Below are 21,803 nucleotides of genomic sequence, written 5' to 3'. Positions count from 1 at the left end.
GATTGGTTGTATTGCTTCCAGTTGGTTGTTTTGTAACGAGGTTTAGGCATAAGGCTACGAGAGAGAGTGGTGGTAGCTGATCAGATCGTAGGTTCTTGATTTAGTTCCATTGAATTACGCAACAAAGCCTATAATCGAACAAGAAGGCACAGTGCTCTTGGGTATCTAAGCCCAGTTAACTTTGAAAAACAATATGTCGCTTAATGCGGTGTCCAGTCTAACTGGAGCAGATCACTATGTAAGATCATAGATGAATAGTTAGACAGATTTAATCGAGTGCAAAAAAAAAGCATCACCATACCTTATAAGAAATAGGTCTAGTAATACTTTAATATTGATCAGGTTACCGGTAAGAGCTTATTCTAATACTTGGCCAGGAATGATCAAATCAGGATTTTCAATATCATTACTCTCAATGATCTCTTCTAAATCGAAGCCGAACTTTCTACGTAGTTCATATAACCAATCACCTTCTTGTACGACATAAGGTAATGTCGGCTTAACAGCAACTTCGGATATACTGTTAGACATAGTATCGAAGTCACAGTCCGTATCAGTTGGGTCAGATGTGCAATCCGGAGCTTTCGTAATTTCAAGTGACGAAGGGCGAGGTTCAACTTGGTCAGACTCAATCTTACGCTTGCTGTCATTGAAATAATAAGATAATCCAACCACGGCTTCTCGTTGATTTTGCCCAAAATCATCATTCAACGTTTGATTAAGTGCGATACTCGCACCGAAATATTCATTCAAAGCATACTCAGCAAGGTACTCTATTGTTGGATATTTATCTTCAAATCCGACTCCAACCTTTAAATCAATTTCTTCTCCATCATGTATACTATAAAGCAAACCTAAATCAGGTATGTACTCAGAATCATCTAATAATTTATAATGTTTGATACCTAGATTCAATTGAAGTCGGTTATATTGGTAGAGAAAATAAATAGATTGAGAATTCTCAAACATATCTCCATCAAAATTATAGCCATAGTTTGCCCCTACCCCCAAAATATGAGCAGTTGGCTTCTCAGCAACCGCTGCACCGCTGGTTAGTACTAGAAACATAAAAAAAATATTATTAATTAGTCGGTTCACAGGTTCACCTCATAAACAACATTAAACGACCCTTGGTAATTACCTGAACTGAGTGCATTTCCATCGACATCAAAACTAACATCGTATGCTACATCAACTTTGTTACTACCTTCTCCATTCACTGTAATCACTTCTGAATCAGGAAAAGATACGGTATTAAGTACTCCGTCTTGGACAATCATCTTGTCAGGGCTTTCGCAGCCAATGGCACACGTGATTGTGTAGGGTATCTTTTCTAGCGAGTTATCAATATTTGTAAGCTCATAGTCACCTGACGTAGGGCTAAATGTCATAATAACGCCTGTAGGTAAAGTCCCTAACAAGCTAACATCATACCTCGTTGTACCAGAGATCCTTTTTGTTGCAGTATCATACTGGGGTTCAATATTCCCGTCTCCAAGTACCGTTAATGATTCAAGGATCGCAGCTTGATAATCAATCGTGATAATTAACGTCTCCGGCACTCTGGTATAAGTCATCGTACCGGTTTGACTTGTAAAAAAGTAAGTGGGTGAAAGGTTAATTGATGCCGTAAAAGTTCCAGATCCAACAGGGGCTGCGAACACATCATTACTGATATTAGGCAAAGCGAAAGCAGGTCGATAAAACTTAAAAGGCTCTATTCGGCTTGTTGCTGTGTAACCCATTCGCGACACACACAAAGTCGACTCTTGGCCCACTTTCGCACTCGAACCACTTATATTTGTAGCTGCACACTCATTGGCAACTCCCATTCCCACATTTGACCCGTAGTCTTTTGATGTGAAATAACTAGCCGAGCTACCCAAATTATACTCAACGCCTAACAACTCCAGGCTGGTGTTAAAACTTTCGCCTGTAGAATGATTAACAAAGCTAACGTTATTAACGGGTTGGTTATCCATCGTTGCGGGATACCACTCTGCCGTTGGTTGCTCTTGCGCTATCGTCCATGCAGATGGAGATATAGCTTCACTACCGAAATAACTATTTGGCGCCGCATTGTTCCAAACCACAGAGTTGTTTGCTGTAATCGTTCCGTATACATCTGCAGCATGGCTACTATCTAAAGCCGTGAATAATAGCGCTATACTAATTAGGCTATTTCTTTTTAATAGTGATATTTTTGTTATAACTGTAATCATGGTTGGCTACCTTAACGGATAACGAATCGACATTTTGCAGGCCTTCTGCTAATTTTATGGTTTTCTTTCGACCAGATAGTATTGTATTAGTTTGTTTACATTTGTTACTAACATAATTCGGTTTACAGTTATCAAACTGTATGTAGAAAAATGTGTTACCATTATTTTCCACATAAACTTCTGAACCGTTATATTTAACTTTGTAGTCAACATTAGTATTTTTTGCAGGTACAATATAATAAGGAGCATAACCATAATTAATACCAATTATACTTTCTTTTTTATCTCCATCGATAACGCTAGGCATGAAAGTCACTTGATAAACTTTGTCCTTCTCTAAATCATCACAATTAACCTGACATAAATTCTTTACTGATACACGACGTCTTTCCCCCGGATTTAATATCAGTTTATTGGGTAATAGCGCAAGATCCCATAAAGGTAAATTATCTTTTGTTAGCTCTACCTTTTCTAACTCTCCGTTTTCAACCTTTACTTGGCTAACGTTACCTTTTATATATTCAGGTTCAGTTTTCGAACTAGTCAGAGTAAAAACTCCATTACCATCTTCTCCAGCTATAAGAAGCATTTTATCTATGCTAAATGCATGGCTAAAAGAGGTCGTCATTAATAGTATCGAAGTAAATATTACACGTTGCATAATTTTCTCTATGTTAGTTATAAGCATATGGCGTCATCTCCATATGAACTGCATAATTAATGAGTTCATCAACATACAGTTTGTTTGCCGTAGTTAGTTGCTCAGGAGACTTAGCGAATATATACAAATAACCGCCAAGCTTTTTGTTTATAATTTCAACACCTGAGTTGTTCAGTTTGTTCTGATAGTTCAATACAATATTACTATCCTTGTATTGCCCTAAGTAGTAATAATAAACACCATCAACTAGGGCTATCTGATAACCTTCACTATTTTCTTCGAATGATGGCATACAGAAGTTATTACCTAAATTCAAATTATTAACCGATGATAACTCCGGTATTACACATTGGTTTTCCTTAGATATAATTTTGTAAGGTTGTTTATCTTTCACCTTAAATTGATACACACCTTCAACAAGCTTGTCAGTAGAAACACAACCTCCACCGATACATTCAACTCCGTCTATTGGATTTCCATTTATATCACTAAACGTCGATATAAATGATTTCAACTCAGACAACGACGTATCCAAACGGATAACAGTTCCTGGATAACTAGTAGCCGACGTATAAGACTCACCATTGTTGTAAAAATCAGAGGCTTCCGTATCAAGCTTGAATTCATATTCATAGAACTCTTTTAATGGATATACCGTCAAAGCATCTCCACTAACATAAGCATTGCTTTGTTTTCCATTCTGCTCGGAGTTAACTACCGCCAAGAATTTTCCATCCGAAGACAGTTCCCCTGTATCATTATTCGAAATAAAATAAGAAGATGACTTTTCACTCGTAAACTCTATTCCTTGAGAAGTTATGATATTACTTGTACCAATATATGCAGAAACACTTGTATTGCTACTTGAATTGATATAGGTATAAGAGTTTGAGTCAATATATTTATTCTTATAATTTGCAGACAATGATAAATCGGCACTGCTTTGGTCTTCAGTAGAATCTTGATAATAAAGTCCCGCAGAGCTTGATACATTTAGATTGTTTCTGTTAATTAGACTACTTGAGACTGTATCTCTATGCGATAGCGCAACATCACCACTATCATCTATTTGTGCTTGTGTACTATGTGTGTATGTGTTTTCCTGGCCTATTGGAATAATTATTGAGGCCATAACACCATAATTTATATCGCTCGATTCACTTGCTGATAACTCTAAGTTCACCTTTGAGTCAAGTGGTAATGATGATATCTGCACGCCACTTCTTGCAGACCAACTTTCTGATTCATTATTATAACCATTACTAAAATCTTTATATTGGTTTTTTGTTAATATACCCGATATATATGATGATATATTTCTCGTTAAGTACTTGTTGTAATTTACTGATAATGACGTATAGTTCGAGTTACTGAATAAAAGTTGAGACAAACTAATATCTCCAATACTATTATCATTTTCACTGTCAAATTTTGTGTAAGATACACTTAAGTTATAAATCCCCACATCAAAATTATAAAAACTAGATCCATCGTCAAATAATCCTGTTACTGCCGATATTCTGGACACTTCCCCTAAAGATAAGTGACCACCAACATAATTATAATTATCTTCCCCTGTAATAAACGAACCTGCACCCAGTGCAAAAAAATCCGTAACTTGATAGCTCAATTTCCCATTGGTGAACATTGGACTTTCATAATTATCATAAGCAAAGTTGATGGATTTCTGGTCAAAATCGTCCTCTAGTCCCGTATTCGTCAGGTCTCTTGATAAATAACCGGCTGTAATATGATAATCTAGTTCGCCGGTTTTAATCGACGAAGAGCTTGTATTGACTATCAACCTATCTTCTGTGTAAAACTCTTCACTGCCATCAAATATTCGAATTGTCGCAGTATAAGTACCAAATGGTAGCTCGTTATAGTCAAAGTATTCTTGCCCTGCATCCACATTACGACTTAATAGAACACGGCCTCTATCATCATTAATTTCTAGTCGACCAGCTCTTGAAATGTTCAAATATACTCGTCTAGAATTAGAAGATGATTTTTTTACTAGCTCTCTCGTCGATCCAATCGACAACATGTAACCAGAAGTTTTGCTGCCATTTTCTAAAAACTGAGTACTATTCCAAGGGCGTTCTTGGTATTTATACCCGACAGAGAAACGAGTATTACCACCAACATAGTTATACGATGAGTCATCCGAACTGAAACCATTGACATCACTAAAGTTTAGATCATTATGCAAATAGCCATACTTGCCAAAACCTGCATAATTTTCATGTTGATAAGAATAAGACGATGTATAATCAGTGTTGTCGCTATAAGAACCAGATAGATTCAAACCATGTGACATAATGATTGCGTTTTGATCGATCTCTTCTTTTACAAATTTTATTTCTGACTCTTCTATTATCTCAGTTAAGAATTGTGAGTTAACATGAATAATCAATGATTGGCTATCTGGCACATAAACAAAATCATATAAATCAGGTAGTAGACCACATTCACTTCGATAACCTTTACAATCTAGGCTCGATTCAACCCCATTTACCAGTGTTGTTGCCATCGCATCGCTAACATCTTTCTCAATACCAAGTTCATTCGCCAATGCTTGTGCTACAAGTTGTTTTTGTGAAGTGGGAATTCTTACTTCATCACCCGAGATGAAAGCTTCCGAATAGAATAATTTGTTGTTATCAGCCGAGAGAATTAGTGGCATTCTTATCAACTTCTCTTCAAACATATCTTCAAATCCATCTGGAATATTTGCGACGGATTTTGAACTATATATTATGGCCAAGAAAAATATGATAATTAAGTTTAAACCAAACCAAAGTCTAATAAACATTATAGTTGAAGCTCCACATTGAACGTAATACGACCATTGCAATCTAATGGCTCATCACTCGGTATATTTTTATTTGTCACTAATTCAAATTCATTGGTAGAGTTTTCATATTCAGTATTTTTAATATTATTAAATTCAAAGTTTGGTATATCTGAAATATCAGAGTAATGTTTTCTATCGATATAGAGATCGACAAAATCATCATACATAGTCTCACCGCTATCGTTGAAAACACATTTAGAAGTGAACTCTGATATGTTATAACTGTATTCAAACGAATCCCCAGAGCTTGTTGGTATATTCGTTCTAATATAAGAATAAAAACGCCCATTTAGAAAGGTTTCGTTCTCACCATCATACTTCAGTGCAATAAACTCATCAGATAAATCTACATTTATAGAATAGTCATACAAATTCGCTCTATTTATTTGTGTATTTACTGGAAATGAATAGCTTTCATAGCCAAAGCTATTGAAACTAAAAATAACAAGCAATAATAGAAAGAAATAATTTATATAGATATTCATTTTCATCAGCCTCGAAAAACAAGGCACTTAATTAATTAAGTGCCTATCAAATAATGAGATTTTTTCTTATGGCAAAGTTGCAATCATATCAACGTTAACGATAACTTCTGTACCAGCAATATCATCTGGAGTTGAGTGTGCTGTATCGTTAGCAACATACAGTTGAATCGTATCGCCTGCTGAAAGTTGAGTTGAAGCTAAGTAGTCAGCTGCAGTAAGTTCCGTCGCTGAAAGGTTATCGCCGACGACAATGTTAGGCTGTACTTCACCCATTGAAGCTGGAAGCACATTTACTTGTGATACCGTCCAGTTAGCTGGAGTTAAAGCCCCAAGCACAGCCCCCGTGTAGTCATGCGCTTCCAAAACAACTGCTTTAGTCGTTGCGAACGTACCGTCAGCGTTCACCTGTAACGTACCAACAAAAGAAGCAGGGTCTTCACTACCGCCCGCACCAGTAACAAGGATGTCACCGTTGGATACAAAACCAGGAACAAAGCCGCTGAATACTACAGAACCAATAGAGGTATCGCCAGGTGCAGAAAAAGCTGGAACAGATGTAATTGCAGATAGCAGTGTAATAAGTGTTAGTTTTTTCACTTTTATTTCCTTCGATATATTCATAATATGATTAGTTAGCCCCTTGCTAACTTCGGGTGTATGATATGCAATGAATAAACGTTTTGGTTAGCAAGTAAAGAAAAGTGACCTTACGATATGCCTAGTGGATATTTGAGCAAGAAAACCATTCACCTAAAAAATAACCTAGGCATTTAATTCCTTAGGTTACTCATTCGCTAATTTAGTAACTGGTATTAGATCCCACCTTCGGTCTTATCTTATAAAAGTAGTTATTCACATGAACAACCCCACTTCAATATAAATACTAGAGACGTATAACAGTTTGAGTTTTAACTTATATCATTGCTAATAGCGCCAGCTGTCAACTAGGCACTCACCAGTGCCAGATACTAGCTCGTGCTAATTTAAAGTGATTTAGCCTTGTTAGAATACGCAAATAAATAATGGGCTGTGCTCTCTTTGCTTAATTCCCATAACATTCACTAATGAGTATTAAATACATGATGAGAATAAGTACATACGCACCTTTTCATAAATTTTCCCTGTCAGTAGCGATATCATTGGCGCTGTTTGGGTGTGGTGCATCTAGCGACGAAGCGACTACTAACTCCAAACCCGAATCTCCAACATCAGGAGATACCCTTTACTATGCTCAGGATGTAATTCGTCAAAGCACTCCCACAAATACCTTTTTTGTTGATTTGTCGAATAATATGGAGTCATCTGATGATTCGTCAGTTACATTAACGACAGTTACGTCTTTGAATAATAGCTATGATTGTAATGTTGTATCCCAAAATGCCAATGGCTTCACCATTAGCGCTCAAAGTGCAAAAGTGTGCGACTACCGCTATCGAGTTGGCGCTGCGCTACCTTCTGACATCGCTATGAGCTCCCATAGTAACCATGGAGAGGCGCGTATTAGCGCTACTTCAGCAACATCAGGAGATGGTTTTGCTGAAGCGACAGTTCGTGCGGCTGTCGGTGAGTCAACTGAGCAACTTACACCGATTTCAGGACTAACCTCCTCTTTCACATCTGTACAAATAGATATCGCTAAAGAGCTTGGGAACGCGGGGTACTCTCTAGACACAAGCACATATGCATTAGCAACCACGGTTACATTGCCTAATGGTGATGCGACAAATTCAACTGCTATTGCAAACACATCAACTAATACGATTGATTACACCCCAGGAGATGGCATACCAAGCGGCGTAGAACGCATCCTATATAGCTATAGTGATGGTTCAAGTGTGTTAGCTGGTAGTATTGATATCGCGGTCTCAACAGACACAAACAGTGCACCAACAGCAGAATCTCGTAGGAAAATCAGTTATATAGATCCAGACTCTGGTGACGAGGTAGCTAAAATTCCTTATGGTAAACAATTAAGGTTCAATGTTACGGATCTTATAAGTGACCCTGACGGTGATACTCTTCATCTCGTTGACATATACAGCTTTGGTGCAACCATCTTAATTCCAAACGATGCCAACAACGATGGTAATCTTTTCAATGATACTGAGTTTGATTTCACTAGTACCCAACCTGGAGAAACATCTGTGTCCTATGTTGTGTCTGATGGAAAAGGGGGCTATGCCACAGGAATTTTGCAAGGTTACGTCGGTAACCCATATGAGCCAATCGTCTCAGGGAATATCTACCTACCACCGTTGATGTACGCAGATGCTAAAGATGCTGAAATCATCGCCACACCTCAAGTTGGTAACGGTACTACCGCTTTAAATGGTATCACCACGGCTTCTCACGATTGGCACACTGCTAATCACTTGTGCCAAGCTAGAGGAGCACGATTGCCAACGGTGACGGAACTTCGAAGCCTATATGATGATGGCAATACTAGTGGCCGTTTGTTTACTAATCACAACTGGCCAATTGACGTTAGCTACTGGGCTAGTAACCAAGGAGCAAGTGGAACTAGCTATCATCATTCCGTAAACATGGCAGATAGAGTTGTTAGTACATATGATGCCAATTCGAGTGTTCGATTTGCTGCTTGCGTCGATGCAACACCTCTAGGGTATCCAGTTAAATTCCTTGGTGATGACATTGGTAATGATTATCTATTTGATACTCGTATCAATGCTCAAGTGACGTTTGGCTGTGGGTTTATTGTAGATTCTATCTCGCAGGTAGGAGGTGCTCATATTGGAGGCACTGGCGGAGCCAAACATACAATAAACGTTGCTGACATAGGTAGAGTTAGAGCTGTCTGGGGACCCACAGAGTTTGGGTCTGGAAACGATATGTCTCGACTCTTTCTATATAATAAATCTGGTGGCTTACTGTTAACCTGTGGTAGCAAATCTTACTCAGGTCACTATAGCGATGAATATACTCTAACCGCAGATGAGCAGTTAACAGGCTTTAGGGCCACAGGAGACAGCTACCTAAATGGATTAGAGCTTTGGGTTGATACCGAATAATCCTAAGACGCTAGCGTTAAACTAGTTATTCGTAACTAGTTTAACGCTAGACTGCACACTATTTATGTTTCAATTTAAACAATTTCAACTCAAACCTCACTATTACATCCAATCTAACTTTAGTCGAACTGGCAGGCATTAAACACTTGATACTAGGCTAGTATCTTGAGATGTTTAGCTTTCTATTTTGGTACATTAAGGCAGCAATGCCGTAACACTCTCGAGACGTTCTATAATATGAACACGTTTACCGCATTGAACTTTCATTGAATAAAAAGGATTTATCATGAACAAACTCGTCATTATCATCTTATGTGTACTGCTTCCGCCTGTTGGCGTGTTCTTCGCTCGCGGCGCCGGGAAAGATTTGGTGATTAATATCATTCTTACTTTCTTCTTCTGGGTTCCAGGAATGATCCATGGTCTGTGGGTAGCCACCCGCTAACCCTTATTAACAAATAGATACCGAATAAAATATCCATAAAAACAAGCTCCTAGCCATGAAGAGTTAAAAATAGGATGAAATGAAAGTACTTTTCCACTATCATCCTGTCGCCTAAACGTAAGCGATTGCTTTCACAGATTTCGCTGAGTTTAGGCTCCAACTACATAACACTTCAAATGGTGGGAGCCTTCAATGACACAACTTACGATTACTCGTCCTGACGACTGGCACGTTCATCTACGCGATGGCGAAGTATTAAAAGATACAGTTCGCGATATCAGCCGTTACAATGGTCGAGCGTTAATCATGCCAAATACGATCCCACCGGTAACCGATACCGAAATGGCTCTTGCTTACCGTGAACGCATCATGGCAGAGCAGCCAAGTGAACAATTCCAGCCTCTAATGGCACTTTACCTGACAGACAACACAACACCTGATGAAATTCGTAAAGCGAAAGAATCTGGCGCTGTTGTAGCAGCGAAGCTATACCCTGCTGGCGCAACAACAAACTCTGATTCAGGCGTAACTTCTGCTCAAAAGATTTACCACGTACTAGAAGCAATGCAGGAAGTTGGCATGCTACTTTTGGTACACGGTGAAGTAACGACTCACGATGTTGATATCTTTGACCGTGAGAAGCAGTTCCTGGACACAGTACTTGCACCGATTGTGAACGACTTCCCTAACCTGAAGATTGTTCTAGAGCACATCACAACTGCAGATGCTGCGACTTTCGTGAAGAACGCGAACGACAACGTTGCTGCGACTATCACCGCTCACCACCTGCTTTACAACCGCAACCACATGTTGGTTGGCGGCATTAAGCCACACTTCTACTGCCTTCCTATCCTAAAGCGCAACACGCACCAATTAGCGCTTATCGAAGCGGCAACAAGCGGCAGCAAGAAGTTCTTCTTGGGTACAGACTCTGCACCACACGCTAAAGGTGCAAAAGAGTCAGCGTGTGGTTGTGCAGGTTCTTACACAGCGCACGCTGCGGTTGAACTGTACGCTGAAGTATTCGATTTAGAAGGCAAGATTGAGAACCTAGAAGCATTCGCGAGCCACAATGGCCCAGACTTCTACGGCATGCCACGTAACTCAGATACAATTACGCTCGTTAAAGAAGAGTGGAATGTTGCTGAAACGATGCCTTTCGGTTCAGACATCGTTGTGCCAATCCGTGGCGGCGAGGCGATTGCTTGGTCTGTAAAATAAGCACTTGGGCTGTTAAATAAACACCCTCCATTTAGCGAAAAGGGTCACCATAGTAATTATGGTGACCCTTTTTTGTTTCGATGAAAGACTGTCTTATTCCCAGCAGTAATTTAACGATTACTTACCGCGAATTTTTCCGATAGCAGTCCAAATAGCAACGACAATCAATCCAGATAAAACCCCAATCACACCATTTAATAGCGTTGGTACCACCGCAGTCGCAATCGTATGCCCACTGAAGTCCATAATAATCGGCTCAATTAAGTGATGAATCGCAGGAACGTTGTGCACCACAATACCTCCGCCAACCAAGAACATCGCCGCAGTACCGACCACAGCAAGCGTCTTCATTAACTTGGGCGCAAACGCGACTAGCCCGTTACCCAATTGAGTTTTAATGGTACTCCCATTCGATGTTCGCTGGAGATAGAAACCTAAATCGTCCAACTTCACGATCCCAGCAACTAAGCCATAAACACCAATCGTCATCACAACTGCAATCAAACTCACGACAAGAATCTGAGTGACGATACTTGTACCCGTCACGGTACCCAGAGCTATCACGATGATTTCCGCAGATAATATGAAATCAGTACGAATCGCGCCTGCGACCTTTCTCTTCTCATATTCCTCTATGGATTCGCCAGTACTCGTATCCTCTCCCTTTTCATCATCTTGATGAGAATGAGGAAACAGCTTCTCTAAGATTTTCTCTGCGCCTTCAAAACAAAGAAACAGACCACCAATCAAAAGCAAAGGCATGATCAGCCAAGGAATAAAGGCACTGATCAATAATGCCGCGGGCACCAAAATCAGCTTGTTTTTAAATGAGCCTTTTGCAACCGCCCATACCACTGGGATTTCTCTTTCAGCAGAAACACCGGATACCTGCTGAGCGTTCAGCGCTAAATCATCCCCCAACACGCCAGCGGTTTTTTTAGCTGCCACCTTAGACATCAGTGCGACATCATCCAACACGGTTGCAATGTCATCCAGTAGCGTTAATAAACTTGCTCCAGCCATTTTATGGTCTCTTTTAAGGGATTAAACAATTGATAAAATGTAACACCATCAATCCACTCATCAAAGTTATGAGTCTGTAAAAAATAGAGTCACAAGTTGTGTTTTCTATTGCCGTCTCAGCTAGACAGGACTAGTCTGTCTTCATCTTTCACGAACATAAAAGAAGAAGTATAGATGAAAAGTGAATACTCCTACCCAATCGGTGAGCCTGGAAAAAAATGGCAACAAGCAGAACGTCAAGCATGGTTCGCTCAAAGAACGGTTAAGCGTGAATATCAACAAGAAGTTGTGCCAAAAATCCAAGCACTCGCAGACCGCTTCGACATCGAACAATACGGTGCATTGAGCTACGACGAAGCTCGCTTCCCGCTTTTTGCAATCAAGAGCAAAAACTGGGATGAATCAAAGCCAACGATTCTGGTCACCGGTGGTGTTCACGGTTACGAAACCAGTGGTGTACATGGCGCGATCAAGTTCGCCGCCACTCAAGCAGAACAATACACTGCGCACTTCAACATTGTTGTTGCACCTTGTGTGAGCCCTTGGGGTTATGAAGTGATCAACCGTTGGAACCCAAATGCTGTCGATCCAAACCGCTCTTTCTACGACGGTACGCCAGCAGAAGAATCAGCAAACCTACGTGCATTAGTCGCTTCTTTACCAGAAATCTTGGTTCACGTTGATCTACATGAAACGACAGATTCTGATGAGACAGAATTCCGCCCGGCACTTGCTGCTCGTGATGGCATTGAGTACATCGAAGGCATGATCCCAGACGGTTTCTACACGGTTGGCGATACTGAAAATCCACAGCCTGAGTTCCAAGCGGCGGTAATTGCTTCAGTTGAAAAAGTAACGCACATTGCGCCAGCAGATGCAGACGGCAAGATCATTGGTTCTGAAGTTACCCAACATGGTGTGATTAACTACCCAATGAAGAAGCTTGGGTTATGTGGCGGTGTGACTGATTGTAAGTACGGTACAACCACAGAGGTTTACCCAGACAGCGACAAAGTGACAGACGAAGAGTGTAATGACGCTCAGGTTGCTGCAGTAGTCGGTGCTTTGGATTATGTAATTCAACACGAACTAAACGCGTAAACTAATAGCTAGTAGCTAGTGCACTAGAGCTAAGCCCTAAAACTAAAAAGAGCCACAAGTGACGATTCGCTTGTGGCTCTTTTTTTGTCTCTTTCTCTTACCTATTATTTCTTATCAGGCATAAAAAAGCTCCCTTGCAGTACAAGAGAGCTTTGAAATAACGCTTCCTCTGGAATAAGTCGTTAATTAACTAATGACTTACTCAGCGGCTTAGCTACTTTATTTCGCTGTTTCGCTAACGCTTGTTTGTCCTTTGTCTACTTCAGTCAGTAGACCTTTCAACAAGCTGAAACAACCAATCAGAAGAATGATCGTAAACGGCAGTGCAGCAATGATTGTGATCGATTGCAGTGCTTGGATAGATTGAGTACCACCAATCCACAACATCACCATTGCGATAGCGCCTGAGATAACCGCCCAAACCACTTTCTGTTTAACTGGAACTTCAAGCTTACCGCCCGCCGTCATGCCATCGATAACGATAGAACCTGAGTCTAGTGTTGTAACGAAGAACACGATGATCAGTGCTACAGCGATAACCGATAGAATGCTACCAAACGGGTAAGCGTCTAGCATGTAGAACAAGCTTAGAGATACGTCTGTGATGCCTTGGTCGAGGCCAAGTTGCCCCACATGACTGATCACTTGCTCGATAGCCACGCCACCAAAGATAGACATCCAAGCAGACGTTACCAGTGTTGGGATAATCAATACGCAAAGTAGGAATTCACGAACCGTACGGCCCTTAGAAATACGCGCTACGAACATACCGAAGAATGGTGCATACGCAACCCACCATGCCCAGTAGAATACAGTCCAGCCATGCAGCCATGTTGTGTCTTCACGGCCAGAGCTTTGGCTCAAAGCTACGATATTTTTCACATAGCCCGTTGCCGCCGTTGCCATTGAATCAAGCACAGTTGTGAAGTTCAATACAGCGATAAGACCAAGGAATATGAATGCAATAACCATGTTCAGGTTACTTAGGAACTTAACACCACCGTCCATACCACGTAGTACAGAGATGATCGCCAAGCCCATGATCAGAACGATGATAGATTGCTGAAGGAAGATGTTGTTTTCCAAGCCGAACACGTGGCTAATACCACTTGCTGCTTGTGTACCACCTAAGCCCAATGAAGTCGCAAGGCCAAACAGAGTAACCAGTACGGTTAGTACATCGATTACATCACCAGTTTTGCCCCACACACGCTCACCCAGAATTGGGTAAAACACAGAACGCATTGATAGCGGTAAGCCTTTGTTATAAACAAAGTACGCCAGACAAAGCGCCGTCATGCCATAGATAGCCCATGCATGAAAACCCCAGTGGAATACGGTTGCGCCTAGCGCCAGTTCACGACCAGCGGCTGTGAAAGGTTCTGCGTCTAATGGCGTTCCGAACCAGTTAGTGAAGAACGCAGTTGGCTCTGCAACACCCCAGAAGATAAGTCCAATACCCATACCTGCTGCGAATAACATCGCAATCCAAGATGACATTGAATAGTCCGCCGTCGCGTCTTCACCACCTAAACGGATTTTACCCAACGGTGAAAAAGCAAGAACTACAGCAAACGCTAGCATGATGTTAGCTCCCCACATAAACAGGAAGTCAAACTTTGATAGAACAGCACCCTTAATAGAATCAATTGCAGCTTTAGCATCTGCAGGAGGAAGAGCAAGAAGAGTGATGATGAAGAGAAGAGATAAGCCTACTGAGGCTACGAAGACTGTGTTATGGACATCCATGCCCCATTTACTGACGTTATCTTGACCAACTTGATAGTCAGTAGAATCAATACTGTATTTTTTTGATTTAAAACTCATAAATTATGATGTTCGCATATCCGAATCAACGAATATAAGGACGCTCTCCGTATCCAATTACTACTTGATTGGCTCGCCGAACCGCCTAAATAAAAGGCAATAAAAATCACAATAGTTAGTGACAAATGGACTTACTGGCTCAATCCCAAGGCGCGCATTATAGCACAGCTCAAAGCATTTTGACTGAGTTTTAGCTCAATAGTCACCCAAACCGGAGCTGATAGTGATAGTTAACCCAATAAAAACAGAATAAAATAAAAGAATAAAAACCATCAAATACAACAATTTAAATTAAAATGACGCACCGTAAAATCACATCCAAACTTTTTTCAGATAATTTTAATAATCACCCAATTTACTTATAGCTCTAATAAAAAAGCCCCGCTATAGGGGCGGGGAAAGTTACCAAAGGTAAAAGAGAAATCAGTGTTCAAATGTCAGTGCTGCGTCTCACAGATCAGCACTGCACATTTCAAAGACAGTACGTTAGATTGCGAAGCAAAAACCGAGGTTATAGTCTTCACCATTTTTCGCCGTGAACTCTTTGTCTTCACTTGATGCATTCGGGCGGCCACTTTCATCGCCTTTTACTAAGCTCACCCAGTGACGGATGCCAGAAGAACGGCTCGCCTCAGTTTGACCAAACGTGGTGCATGTCTCTAATTGGATATCTTGAATATCAACCAACTCCAGGCGGCCTGTGCCTTTACGAGCGCCGATTGTCACTTCAACGTGCGTACCGCTTTCATCACGGAATAGTATTGCTGAAGGCTTAGATTTATCACCTGTGTAAGCCACAAAGTGTTTAGCGCGTTTCAGTCCAGTATGTTCGCCATTCTTGAAGTAAACCTGAACGTGTCGGTAATCGATCTCGTAGCTCACTACATCTTCATGTGAACCCGTCTCGAGAGGAAATAGAGTATCAAGCAACTGTTTCGCCATTTTTTGTTTTTCGAATTGCTTGTCTGCTTTCACCATTTCGACGGCAAAGACAGCTTCAGCAATAAATGTTGAATGGTTTCTGTGAAGTTCTGTTTTGTCTAGTGTCAGCATATTCATAGTCTATCCCTCGTACGGCTTTAAATTTCATTTAGGTCAAACATCCCAATAGACCCTTTTCAAAATTGTTCTTTACTGTGTGGTTTCCATGTTTTTCATACTACTGTTATTTTTGAAACAATTTCACAACAAAAATTACACAGTGTGAATTTTACTAAATTGCTTTTTTACACAAACCGGCATTTCGAGCCCCCAGCCCTTTATTTAACTGGGTTGAGGGTTCGGTAGAAACGCGTTTACGTGTTGTTTGAATTTGTGTAATAACCCACCCCAACCAACTTATTGTCGATAACTCGATAGTAAGTGTGCTTAGTTTCCACTTTGCTCGACAGCGGATTTAACCATCGATAAGTGTAAACGCCACGACCATTTTCTTTGGCTAGATTTAACATCTCAGTGAGAATCGGCTTATCGTCAGGGCTTAGAATTTCGTTGTGTGAACGCCCAACAAGCTCAGGAGACACGCCATGCGCGAGCAGTTTTCCAGAGCTCATATCCATCACAAACACATATAAGTCTCCTTCTACAAAACTTCCTTCGGCGTCATTGAACTCCGTTAAACTCTCTTGTTCTGACTCCACTATCGCGGTCATGGCTCTCGCCAATAAATTCTTAGCCTCAGCAGCACTGGAACGTTCTGGGTAATAACCCACAGCGACAATCACATCGCCGACACGCTCAAAGAAAGTCGTTTTCGGCTCACCCATGCGATCGGTTGGGTTGGTCCAGTGATACTTCACTTCACCAAAACCCTTGTGTACCGCTTTGGTAATCATTTCACGGAAAAAAGGATTGCCGTAAACGTCTTGGGTATCCAACACACTGTCGCCCACCAGCACCATGGAAGAACCGCCACTGGCAAGGAATTGGCCATCAATCCCAAGAGCAAACACATAGAGCTCACCGTCTATGTATTCGGCATCACTCATGAAGTCTTTCACGCTGTCGTCACCTTCTTTTTGAACGTGCACCACCGCTTTCGCCAACAAGGTTTTGGCTCTTCTTTCAGCGTCACTGACCACATGTGGCTCAGAAATATCGAGCACATTGACTGGCTTAACCTCTTTCTCGACTTCTGAATGCTCTGCACGCAATCCAATGCCGCTGACCACAGCAAACAAGGCGCAGCCAATAAGGATTATTCTGGATAGATTCATCGTTGTGTCTCCTAATAGCCGACTAAGGACGGTAGCCAAAGCGTGATTTGTGGGAAGAAAGCGATAACGAAAACGCCCACGACAGACGCAAGTACAAAGGGATGGATCTTCGCGGTGATCTGCTCGACCGTAGAGCCCCCAATCCCCGAGGCGACAAAGATATTTTCACCGAGTGGAGGCGTAGCAAAACCTATCGATAGCGTACACACCACCACGATACCAACATGGGTAGGATCGGCGCCCAGCATGTACATGATTGGTAGCAGCACTGGCACAATGATCATGATCGCCGCCAAGGTTTCCATGAACATACCGATGAACAGCAGCAAAGTAATCGTTAGTGCCCACACCATGTACATGTTGTCGGTAAAGCTGAGTAGGGACTCGGCAACCACTACTGGGATTTTTTGCTCAATCAACAAACGTCCGAACACGGTGGCAGCAAAAAGGATTAACAATACACGCCCAGTGATCCATGTGGTGGTCGACAAAGACTTCATCACGCTTTTGAACGATAATTCTCGGTGAATAAACACACCCACAAATAGCGAATAAAAAATCGCCACAACCGCAGACTCTGTTGGTGTGAACATACCGCTGTAGATACCACCAAGAATCAGGAATGGCGCTAATATCGACCATAAACCGCGACGCAAGTAATGCCTTACATCACCAAACGACCATGTTTCGGTTAACCCTTTATAGCCTTCACGCTTAGCAATAAAATAGTTAGTGACCACTAGCGTCGACGCCATAATGAAACCCGGCACAACCCCAGCAACAAACAGTTTTGGAATAGACAAAGAAGCAAACTGGCCATGCTGAGCAATAGCTTCTGGCGGTGCCATTAATCCCATCGCAGAAATGCCAAAGATAACCAAAGGGATGGATGGCGGAATGATGATGCCCAAGCCACCTGATGCGGCCGTTACTGCCGATGCGTAGCTCTTATCGTAGTCACGCTTAACCATCGCGGGCACCATCAACATGCCTACCGCTGCGGTTGTTGCAGGGCCTGAACCCGAGATAGCGCCAAAGAAAAGACACGCCATTACCGTTGCCGCGCCAAGGCCACCCGTTACTGGGCCAGCTAAGCTTTCGGCGATATCCACCAGACGTTTGGAGATCCCCGCCGCCTCCATTAGTGCGCCAGCAAGAACAAAGGCTGGCAGCGCCATTAATGGGAAGTTACCCACCGAAGTAAACGCAATTTGTACCAAAGCGATGGGATTTTTGTCGAGCAACATATAGGCCGCCATTGAAGCGCCGGCCAGTGATACCGTGATTGGTGCACCCAGAATTAACAGGGTTAAGAAGCCACCAAATAAAATTAGAGTTAAATAGGATTCCATTATTACATCTCTCTATTACGACTATTCTCTGTGATGACTACTGCGCTGACTTTTGTGCCGTCATTTTTCGCAGCTCTTTGACTTCTGGATCTTCGTTGGTTGCGCCTTTGAATAAACGCTCGTAGTTGTTCCAGATAATTCGAATCATCATTAGGGAAAACGCGATAGGTAAAATCATGTAGAAATACTTCATCGGGATGCCTGTGGTTTGAGATTTCCAAAACAGGTTCATTTTGTTAAACACGAAGTCGTAACTGAGGTAAACAAAGTAACCGTTGAAGCAGAGCCATAAGAAGTCAGCGATGGTTTCGCTAACGGTTTGTACGATTGGCGGAAAGAATTTGAAGTGAAAGCTCACTCGGTTATGGGCCGACATTTTGGCCGCTACTACCGCTCCCAAGTAAGCAAACCAAACGAACATGTAAGTGGCCACTTCATCACCCCAAGGTATGGAGTAATCAAAGAACTGACGAGTAATGATTTGTGTGAATAGCAATAGGACAAAGCTTGCGAGCAGCAGACAACATGTATATTCCTCAATGTTGTTTAGGTGCTTTTTTATTGTTTTAGCGACTGACATATAACCTCCAATGTTGATTTCCACATGACAACCAGTCGCTCACGGTCCTAAAAAGATCAGGTACAGAACAGATCAACGAGTACAGCCATGTAAATGCCCTATCTCACTGTTCTATCGCTAGGTGATTAAGTAGCGCAGAACAGCTGATAGGGCGAATCTAATCGTTACTTTCTACCTAGTAACTCAAGAACGTCGTCTAGCTTGTCTTTGCCTCCAATGCTTGAGTAGAACTTAGGCCAAACTGACTTAGTCACCTTGCTGATCCACTCTTGCTCGTTGTCTGCTGGGTCTGTGAATACCATGCCTTTCGCTTGTAGCTCTTCACGGATCTTGTTTTCCGTATTTTCTAGATAAGCAAAACTGTGCTCTGTCGCTTCCTGACCTGCTTCAAGAATGATTTTTTGCATTTCAGGAGTCTGTTGTTGGAAGACCGTTTCACTCACAATTAGAGGTTCCAAAGAGAAAATGTAGCGAATGTTGGTCACGTACTTTTGTACTTCGTTGAATTTCATCGCGTGGACTGTGATGTAAGGGTTATCTTGACCATCTACCACACCTTGTTGCAGGCCAGTGAAAGTCTCAGACCACGCCATTGGTGTTGGGTTTACACCCCATGCTTGGTAAGACGCGATCATGATTTCGTTACGAGGAACACGAATCACTAGACCTTTTAGATCTTCTGGTGAAGCAACAGGCTTTTTCGAGTTAGTCAAAACCCTAAAGCCAGAATAAGCCCAACCGACAATACGAACACCAGCGTCACGAATCGTGTTATCAACTAAATCTTGGCCTACTTGACCTTGAGTCAGTAGCACTGCTTCTTCTGCGCTTTGAATCACGTAAGGCATGGTCAATAGACCAACGGTTGGAGAGAAAGGCGTCACGTTGTTGATCGCCAGTACAGAGAAGTCGAGAAGACCGATTGCTGCGTCGTTTACGGTGTCTTGCTCATTGCCTAATTGGCCATTCGGGAACAGGTCGATTTTCACTTTACCGTCTGTTTTTTGCTCCATCAGTTCAGAGAATGAGGTCGCTAATTCCCACTGCGTACCACCAGCAGCATCGCCGATAGCCATTTTAAAATTCGCTGCTGCCGCGGTATGAGATAGCACCGCTGTTGCTACAATGGTGACACCAGCAATAATTTTATTTTTAATAAATTTCATAGTCTTAACCTTTCCTATCGTACAGACTTCCTGCCTGTACTTTGCTCACAAGGTGACCTGGTACAACTTTACCGGTCGTAGTTCTATTTCCCTATTTTGGAAACAATGTTCGAGTCGCGATTACAGCTTTTCATCCTTTAACGAATACCACTGATAAAGGAACCGCTGCCCCATTCTGCGAAACGGTGCAAACATCTCTGATTCCACCACTTCCCTCACGTTGGGGAACGGAAGTTTTGATTCAAAAATTGGCAAGTCCAACTTGTGGCCTTCACCTGCAATCCACTGAGCGAGGCGCTTACCTGCTTGAGCGGAGTACATCACGCCATTACCGCCATAACCCAGTGCGTAGAAGATGGATTGCTTTGGATTCGGCTGATAGATTCTTGGCATCATGTCGTGGCTAACATCCACCCAGCCCCACCATGAATAATCGATTTTGATTTGATCGAGAGACGGGAATTTTCGAGTTAAATCCGCTCTCAACATGTCTTCGTATTTCTTTTCAGGTGCGTTCTTGCCACTGATGGCACTGCGCGTCCCAATCTGGACTCGGTTATCCGGTAACAGACGGTAGTAATGACGCAGGATTCGGGTATCAGTAATCACCTGATTGGTTTTGAAGTTGCACGCGGCGATTTCGTCTTGAGTTAGCGGACGTGTCACCATCGAATTAGAAAGTACCGGCAACAAGCGATTCTTAAGCTCTGAATGCAAACCTTGGCTAGTGTATCCACCAGTACAAACCCCAACAGAACGTGCCTTCACAACACCGCCGGGCGTTTTCAAGTAGTGCACACCGTTGCGTGTTTCCCACCCCATTACAGGGCTTGCTGGGTGAACTTTTACTCCGAGTGCTCTCGCCTTTCTTAGATAACCAAACGCCAGTTTCCCGGCATGAATACCAAGCCCTTCGGGTTCATGCATCGCGCCTGCCGCTTCTTGGTCACCAACGTAATCTCGTTTTACGGTTTCCGCATCTAAGATCTGCGCATCGTAATCGAACGTGTCACGCAGCAACTTGGCTTCTTTCTCTAGTGTTGCCATCACTTTTGGACGGTGAGCGACGTATAAGTGACCACCCGGCTGCGGGTCACAATCAATGTCTTTGATTAGAGACTTAAAGGTGTTCATGCCATCGACGCATTCGCGGTGCATTTTCAGCGCGGTTTCGAGTCCCCAGCGTTCAATCCACTGAGAGCGTTTCAAGCGTCCTGACGCACACTGAGCCTGACCACCATTTCGGGTGCTGCAGCCCCAACTCAAACGGTTGGCTTCAATCACTGTCGCTTTAATACCGTACATTTCAGCAAGGTGTATCGCAGTGCTTAGGCCTGTGTAGCCTGAACCGATTATCGCCACATCAACATCCATATCCGATGTAATTGGACCATCATCTTCAGGTGGTGCGCCTGCCGTATCTACCCAATAAGTCGGGGCGTATTCCTTACCGTGACCTGGGCTCTTGTCTTTAAGTGGATCGTATTTTGGATCGTATCTTTCTTTTGCTTGGGTACTTTCTTTTGCTTGGGTGCTTTCTTTTGCTTGGGTGCTTGTCACCTTTGGCGACACATCGGCTGCCGGTTGTTCCATTACTAAACTCATAATTCGACTCTCC

At 42.3% G+C, this 21,803-nt stretch carries 18 protein-coding genes and 1 pseudogene; 5 read left to right on the top strand and 14 right to left on the bottom strand.

Going from position 1 to position 21,803, the window contains the following annotated elements; genetic code table 11:
• Window positions 1-129 precede the first annotated feature (129 nt).
• Window positions 130-204 (top strand): annotated as a pseudogene (locus tag AB4384_RS10700) (IS3 family transposase); the annotation flags it as partial.
• A 153-nt stretch (window positions 205-357) separates the two neighbouring features.
• On the opposite strand, the gene AB4384_RS10695 reads toward AB4384_RS10700, so the two are convergent.
• The 6 genes from AB4384_RS10695 to AB4384_RS10670 form a co-directional block, all read right to left on the bottom strand.
• Complete coding sequence (locus AB4384_RS10695; RefSeq protein WP_065584792.1) at window positions 358-1,098, bottom strand: LysM peptidoglycan-binding domain-containing protein; 741 nt, start codon at window positions 1,096-1,098, stop codon at window positions 358-360.
• Entirely contained in the window at window positions 1,095-2,222 is a 1,128-nt protein-coding gene (locus AB4384_RS10690; protein WP_372129486.1) for a hypothetical protein, read from the bottom strand. Before AB4384_RS10690 ends, AB4384_RS10695 begins: the two co-directional genes overlap by 4 nt.
• Window positions 2,179-2,883 carry a hypothetical protein gene (locus AB4384_RS10685; RefSeq protein ID WP_372129485.1) on the bottom strand — a complete coding sequence of 235 codons (705 nt, stop codon included), beginning with the start codon at window positions 2,881-2,883 and terminating at the stop codon, window positions 2,179-2,181. The genes AB4384_RS10690 and AB4384_RS10685 overlap by 44 nt, the downstream gene beginning before the upstream one ends.
• 13 nt (window positions 2,884-2,896) lie before the next feature.
• The gene (locus AB4384_RS10680) at window positions 2,897-5,698 is read right to left on the bottom strand and encodes a CS1-pili formation C-terminal domain-containing protein (RefSeq protein WP_372129483.1); all 2,802 of its coding nucleotides are present in this window, start codon (window positions 5,696-5,698) and stop codon (window positions 2,897-2,899) included.
• The gene (locus tag AB4384_RS10675) at window positions 5,698-6,225 is read right to left on the bottom strand and encodes a hypothetical protein (protein ID WP_240800848.1); all 528 of its coding nucleotides are present in this window, start codon (window positions 6,223-6,225) and stop codon (window positions 5,698-5,700) included. Before AB4384_RS10675 ends, AB4384_RS10680 begins: the two co-directional genes overlap by 1 nt.
• 66 nt (window positions 6,226-6,291) lie before the next feature.
• Entirely contained in the window at window positions 6,292-6,822 is a 531-nt protein-coding gene (locus AB4384_RS10670; RefSeq protein ID WP_102321323.1) for a hypothetical protein, read from the bottom strand.
• A 743-nt stretch (window positions 6,823-7,565) separates the two neighbouring features.
• Between AB4384_RS10670 and AB4384_RS10665 the strand changes: the two genes are divergently transcribed.
• From AB4384_RS10665 to pyrC, 3 genes are all read left to right on the top strand, one after another.
• The gene (locus tag AB4384_RS10665) at window positions 7,566-9,254 is read left to right on the top strand and encodes an adhesion domain-containing protein (protein ID WP_372129482.1); all 1,689 of its coding nucleotides are present in this window, start codon (window positions 7,566-7,568) and stop codon (window positions 9,252-9,254) included.
• A gap of 286 nt (window positions 9,255-9,540) precedes the next feature.
• Window positions 9,541-9,699, top strand: coding sequence for a YqaE/Pmp3 family membrane protein (locus tag AB4384_RS10660; protein WP_017059962.1), 159 nt, complete (start codon window positions 9,541-9,543; stop codon window positions 9,697-9,699).
• Between the two features lie 192 nt (window positions 9,700-9,891).
• On the top strand, window positions 9,892-10,920 hold the full coding sequence (gene pyrC / locus AB4384_RS10655; RefSeq protein ID WP_372129481.1) for a dihydroorotase: 1,029 nt from the start codon (window positions 9,892-9,894) through the stop codon (window positions 10,918-10,920).
• 117 nt (window positions 10,921-11,037) lie between these two features.
• Here pyrC and AB4384_RS10650 read toward each other — a convergent pair whose 3' ends face one another.
• Window positions 11,038-11,943 (bottom strand): DUF808 domain-containing protein, encoded by a 906-nt coding sequence (locus tag AB4384_RS10650; RefSeq protein WP_102321320.1) that lies wholly within the window; start codon window positions 11,941-11,943, stop codon window positions 11,038-11,040.
• Between the two features lie 174 nt (window positions 11,944-12,117).
• Here AB4384_RS10650 and AB4384_RS10645 point away from each other — a divergent pair, with 174 nt between their 5' ends.
• Window positions 12,118-13,044 (top strand): M14 family metallocarboxypeptidase, encoded by a 927-nt coding sequence (locus AB4384_RS10645; protein WP_102321319.1) that lies wholly within the window; start codon window positions 12,118-12,120, stop codon window positions 13,042-13,044.
• A gap of 219 nt (window positions 13,045-13,263) precedes the next feature.
• Here the strand turns inward: AB4384_RS10645 and AB4384_RS10640 are convergent, their stop codons facing one another.
• From AB4384_RS10640 to AB4384_RS10610, 7 genes are all read right to left on the bottom strand, one after another.
• Entirely contained in the window at window positions 13,264-14,871 is a 1,608-nt protein-coding gene (locus AB4384_RS10640; RefSeq protein ID WP_102321318.1) for a BCCT family transporter, read from the bottom strand.
• A 486-nt stretch (window positions 14,872-15,357) separates the two neighbouring features.
• On the bottom strand, window positions 15,358-15,930 hold the full coding sequence (locus AB4384_RS10635; RefSeq protein WP_372129478.1) for a hypothetical protein: 573 nt from the start codon (window positions 15,928-15,930) through the stop codon (window positions 15,358-15,360).
• Between the two features lie 236 nt (window positions 15,931-16,166).
• Complete coding sequence (locus AB4384_RS10630) at window positions 16,167-17,087, bottom strand: cache domain-containing protein (RefSeq protein ID WP_372129476.1); 921 nt, start codon at window positions 17,085-17,087, stop codon at window positions 16,167-16,169.
• A gap of 11 nt (window positions 17,088-17,098) precedes the next feature.
• The gene (locus AB4384_RS10625; protein WP_017064290.1) at window positions 17,099-18,439 is read right to left on the bottom strand and encodes a TRAP transporter large permease; all 1,341 of its coding nucleotides are present in this window, start codon (window positions 18,437-18,439) and stop codon (window positions 17,099-17,101) included.
• 37 nt (window positions 18,440-18,476) lie between these two features.
• On the bottom strand, window positions 18,477-19,019 hold the full coding sequence (locus AB4384_RS10620) for a TRAP transporter small permease (RefSeq protein ID WP_017097758.1): 543 nt from the start codon (window positions 19,017-19,019) through the stop codon (window positions 18,477-18,479).
• Window positions 19,020-19,183: 164 nt separating this feature from the next.
• Window positions 19,184-20,185, bottom strand: a complete 1,002-nt coding sequence (locus AB4384_RS10615; RefSeq protein ID WP_050620488.1) for a TRAP transporter substrate-binding protein — start codon at window positions 20,183-20,185, stop codon at window positions 19,184-19,186.
• A gap of 120 nt (window positions 20,186-20,305) precedes the next feature.
• Window positions 20,306-21,790: an NAD(P)/FAD-dependent oxidoreductase gene (locus AB4384_RS10610; RefSeq protein WP_372129474.1), complete on the bottom strand. Its 1,485-nt coding sequence runs from the start codon at window positions 21,788-21,790 to the stop codon at window positions 20,306-20,308.
• Window positions 21,791-21,803 lie beyond the last annotated feature (13 nt).

Source organism: Vibrio sp. 10N.261.51.A4 (genome assembly GCF_041471945.1).
GTDB lineage: Bacteria > Pseudomonadota > Gammaproteobacteria > Enterobacterales > Vibrionaceae > Vibrio > Vibrio crassostreae_C.
This window is presented reverse-complemented; position numbering and strand designations above follow the sequence as displayed.

Bases quoted from the DNA above. Each gene is read 5' to 3' on its own strand.
- AB4384_RS10690 (WP_372129486.1), bottom strand. From the start codon at position 2,222: ATGATTACAGTTATAACAAAAATATCACTATTAAAAAGAAATAGCCTA.
- AB4384_RS10685 (WP_372129485.1), bottom strand. From the start codon at position 2,883: ATGCAACGTGTAATATTTACTTCGATACTATTAATGACGACCTCTTTT.
- AB4384_RS10680 (WP_372129483.1), bottom strand. From the start codon at position 5,698: ATGTTTATTAGACTTTGGTTTGGTTTAAACTTAATTATCATATTTTTC.
- AB4384_RS10675 (WP_240800848.1), bottom strand. From the start codon at position 6,225: ATGAATATCTATATAAATTATTTCTTTCTATTATTGCTTGTTATTTTT.
- AB4384_RS10660 (WP_017059962.1), top strand. From the start codon at position 9,541: ATGAACAAACTCGTCATTATCATCTTATGTGTACTGCTTCCGCCTGTT.
- pyrC (WP_372129481.1), top strand. From the start codon at position 9,892: ATGACACAACTTACGATTACTCGTCCTGACGACTGGCACGTTCATCTA.
- AB4384_RS10650 (WP_102321320.1), bottom strand. From the start codon at position 11,943: ATGGCTGGAGCAAGTTTATTAACGCTACTGGATGACATTGCAACCGTG.
- AB4384_RS10645 (WP_102321319.1), top strand. From the start codon at position 12,118: ATGAAAAGTGAATACTCCTACCCAATCGGTGAGCCTGGAAAAAAATGG.
- AB4384_RS10640 (WP_102321318.1), bottom strand. From the start codon at position 14,871: ATGAGTTTTAAATCAAAAAAATACAGTATTGATTCTACTGACTATCAA.
- AB4384_RS10635 (WP_372129478.1), bottom strand. From the start codon at position 15,930: ATGAATATGCTGACACTAGACAAAACAGAACTTCACAGAAACCATTCA.
- AB4384_RS10630 (WP_372129476.1), bottom strand. From the start codon at position 17,087: ATGAATCTATCCAGAATAATCCTTATTGGCTGCGCCTTGTTTGCTGTG.
- AB4384_RS10625 (WP_017064290.1), bottom strand. From the start codon at position 18,439: ATGGAATCCTATTTAACTCTAATTTTATTTGGTGGCTTCTTAACCCTG.
- AB4384_RS10620 (WP_017097758.1), bottom strand. From the start codon at position 19,019: ATGTCAGTCGCTAAAACAATAAAAAAGCACCTAAACAACATTGAGGAA.
- AB4384_RS10615 (WP_050620488.1), bottom strand. From the start codon at position 20,185: ATGAAATTTATTAAAAATAAAATTATTGCTGGTGTCACCATTGTAGCA.
- AB4384_RS10610 (WP_372129474.1), bottom strand. From the start codon at position 21,790: ATGAGTTTAGTAATGGAACAACCGGCAGCCGATGTGTCGCCAAAGGTG.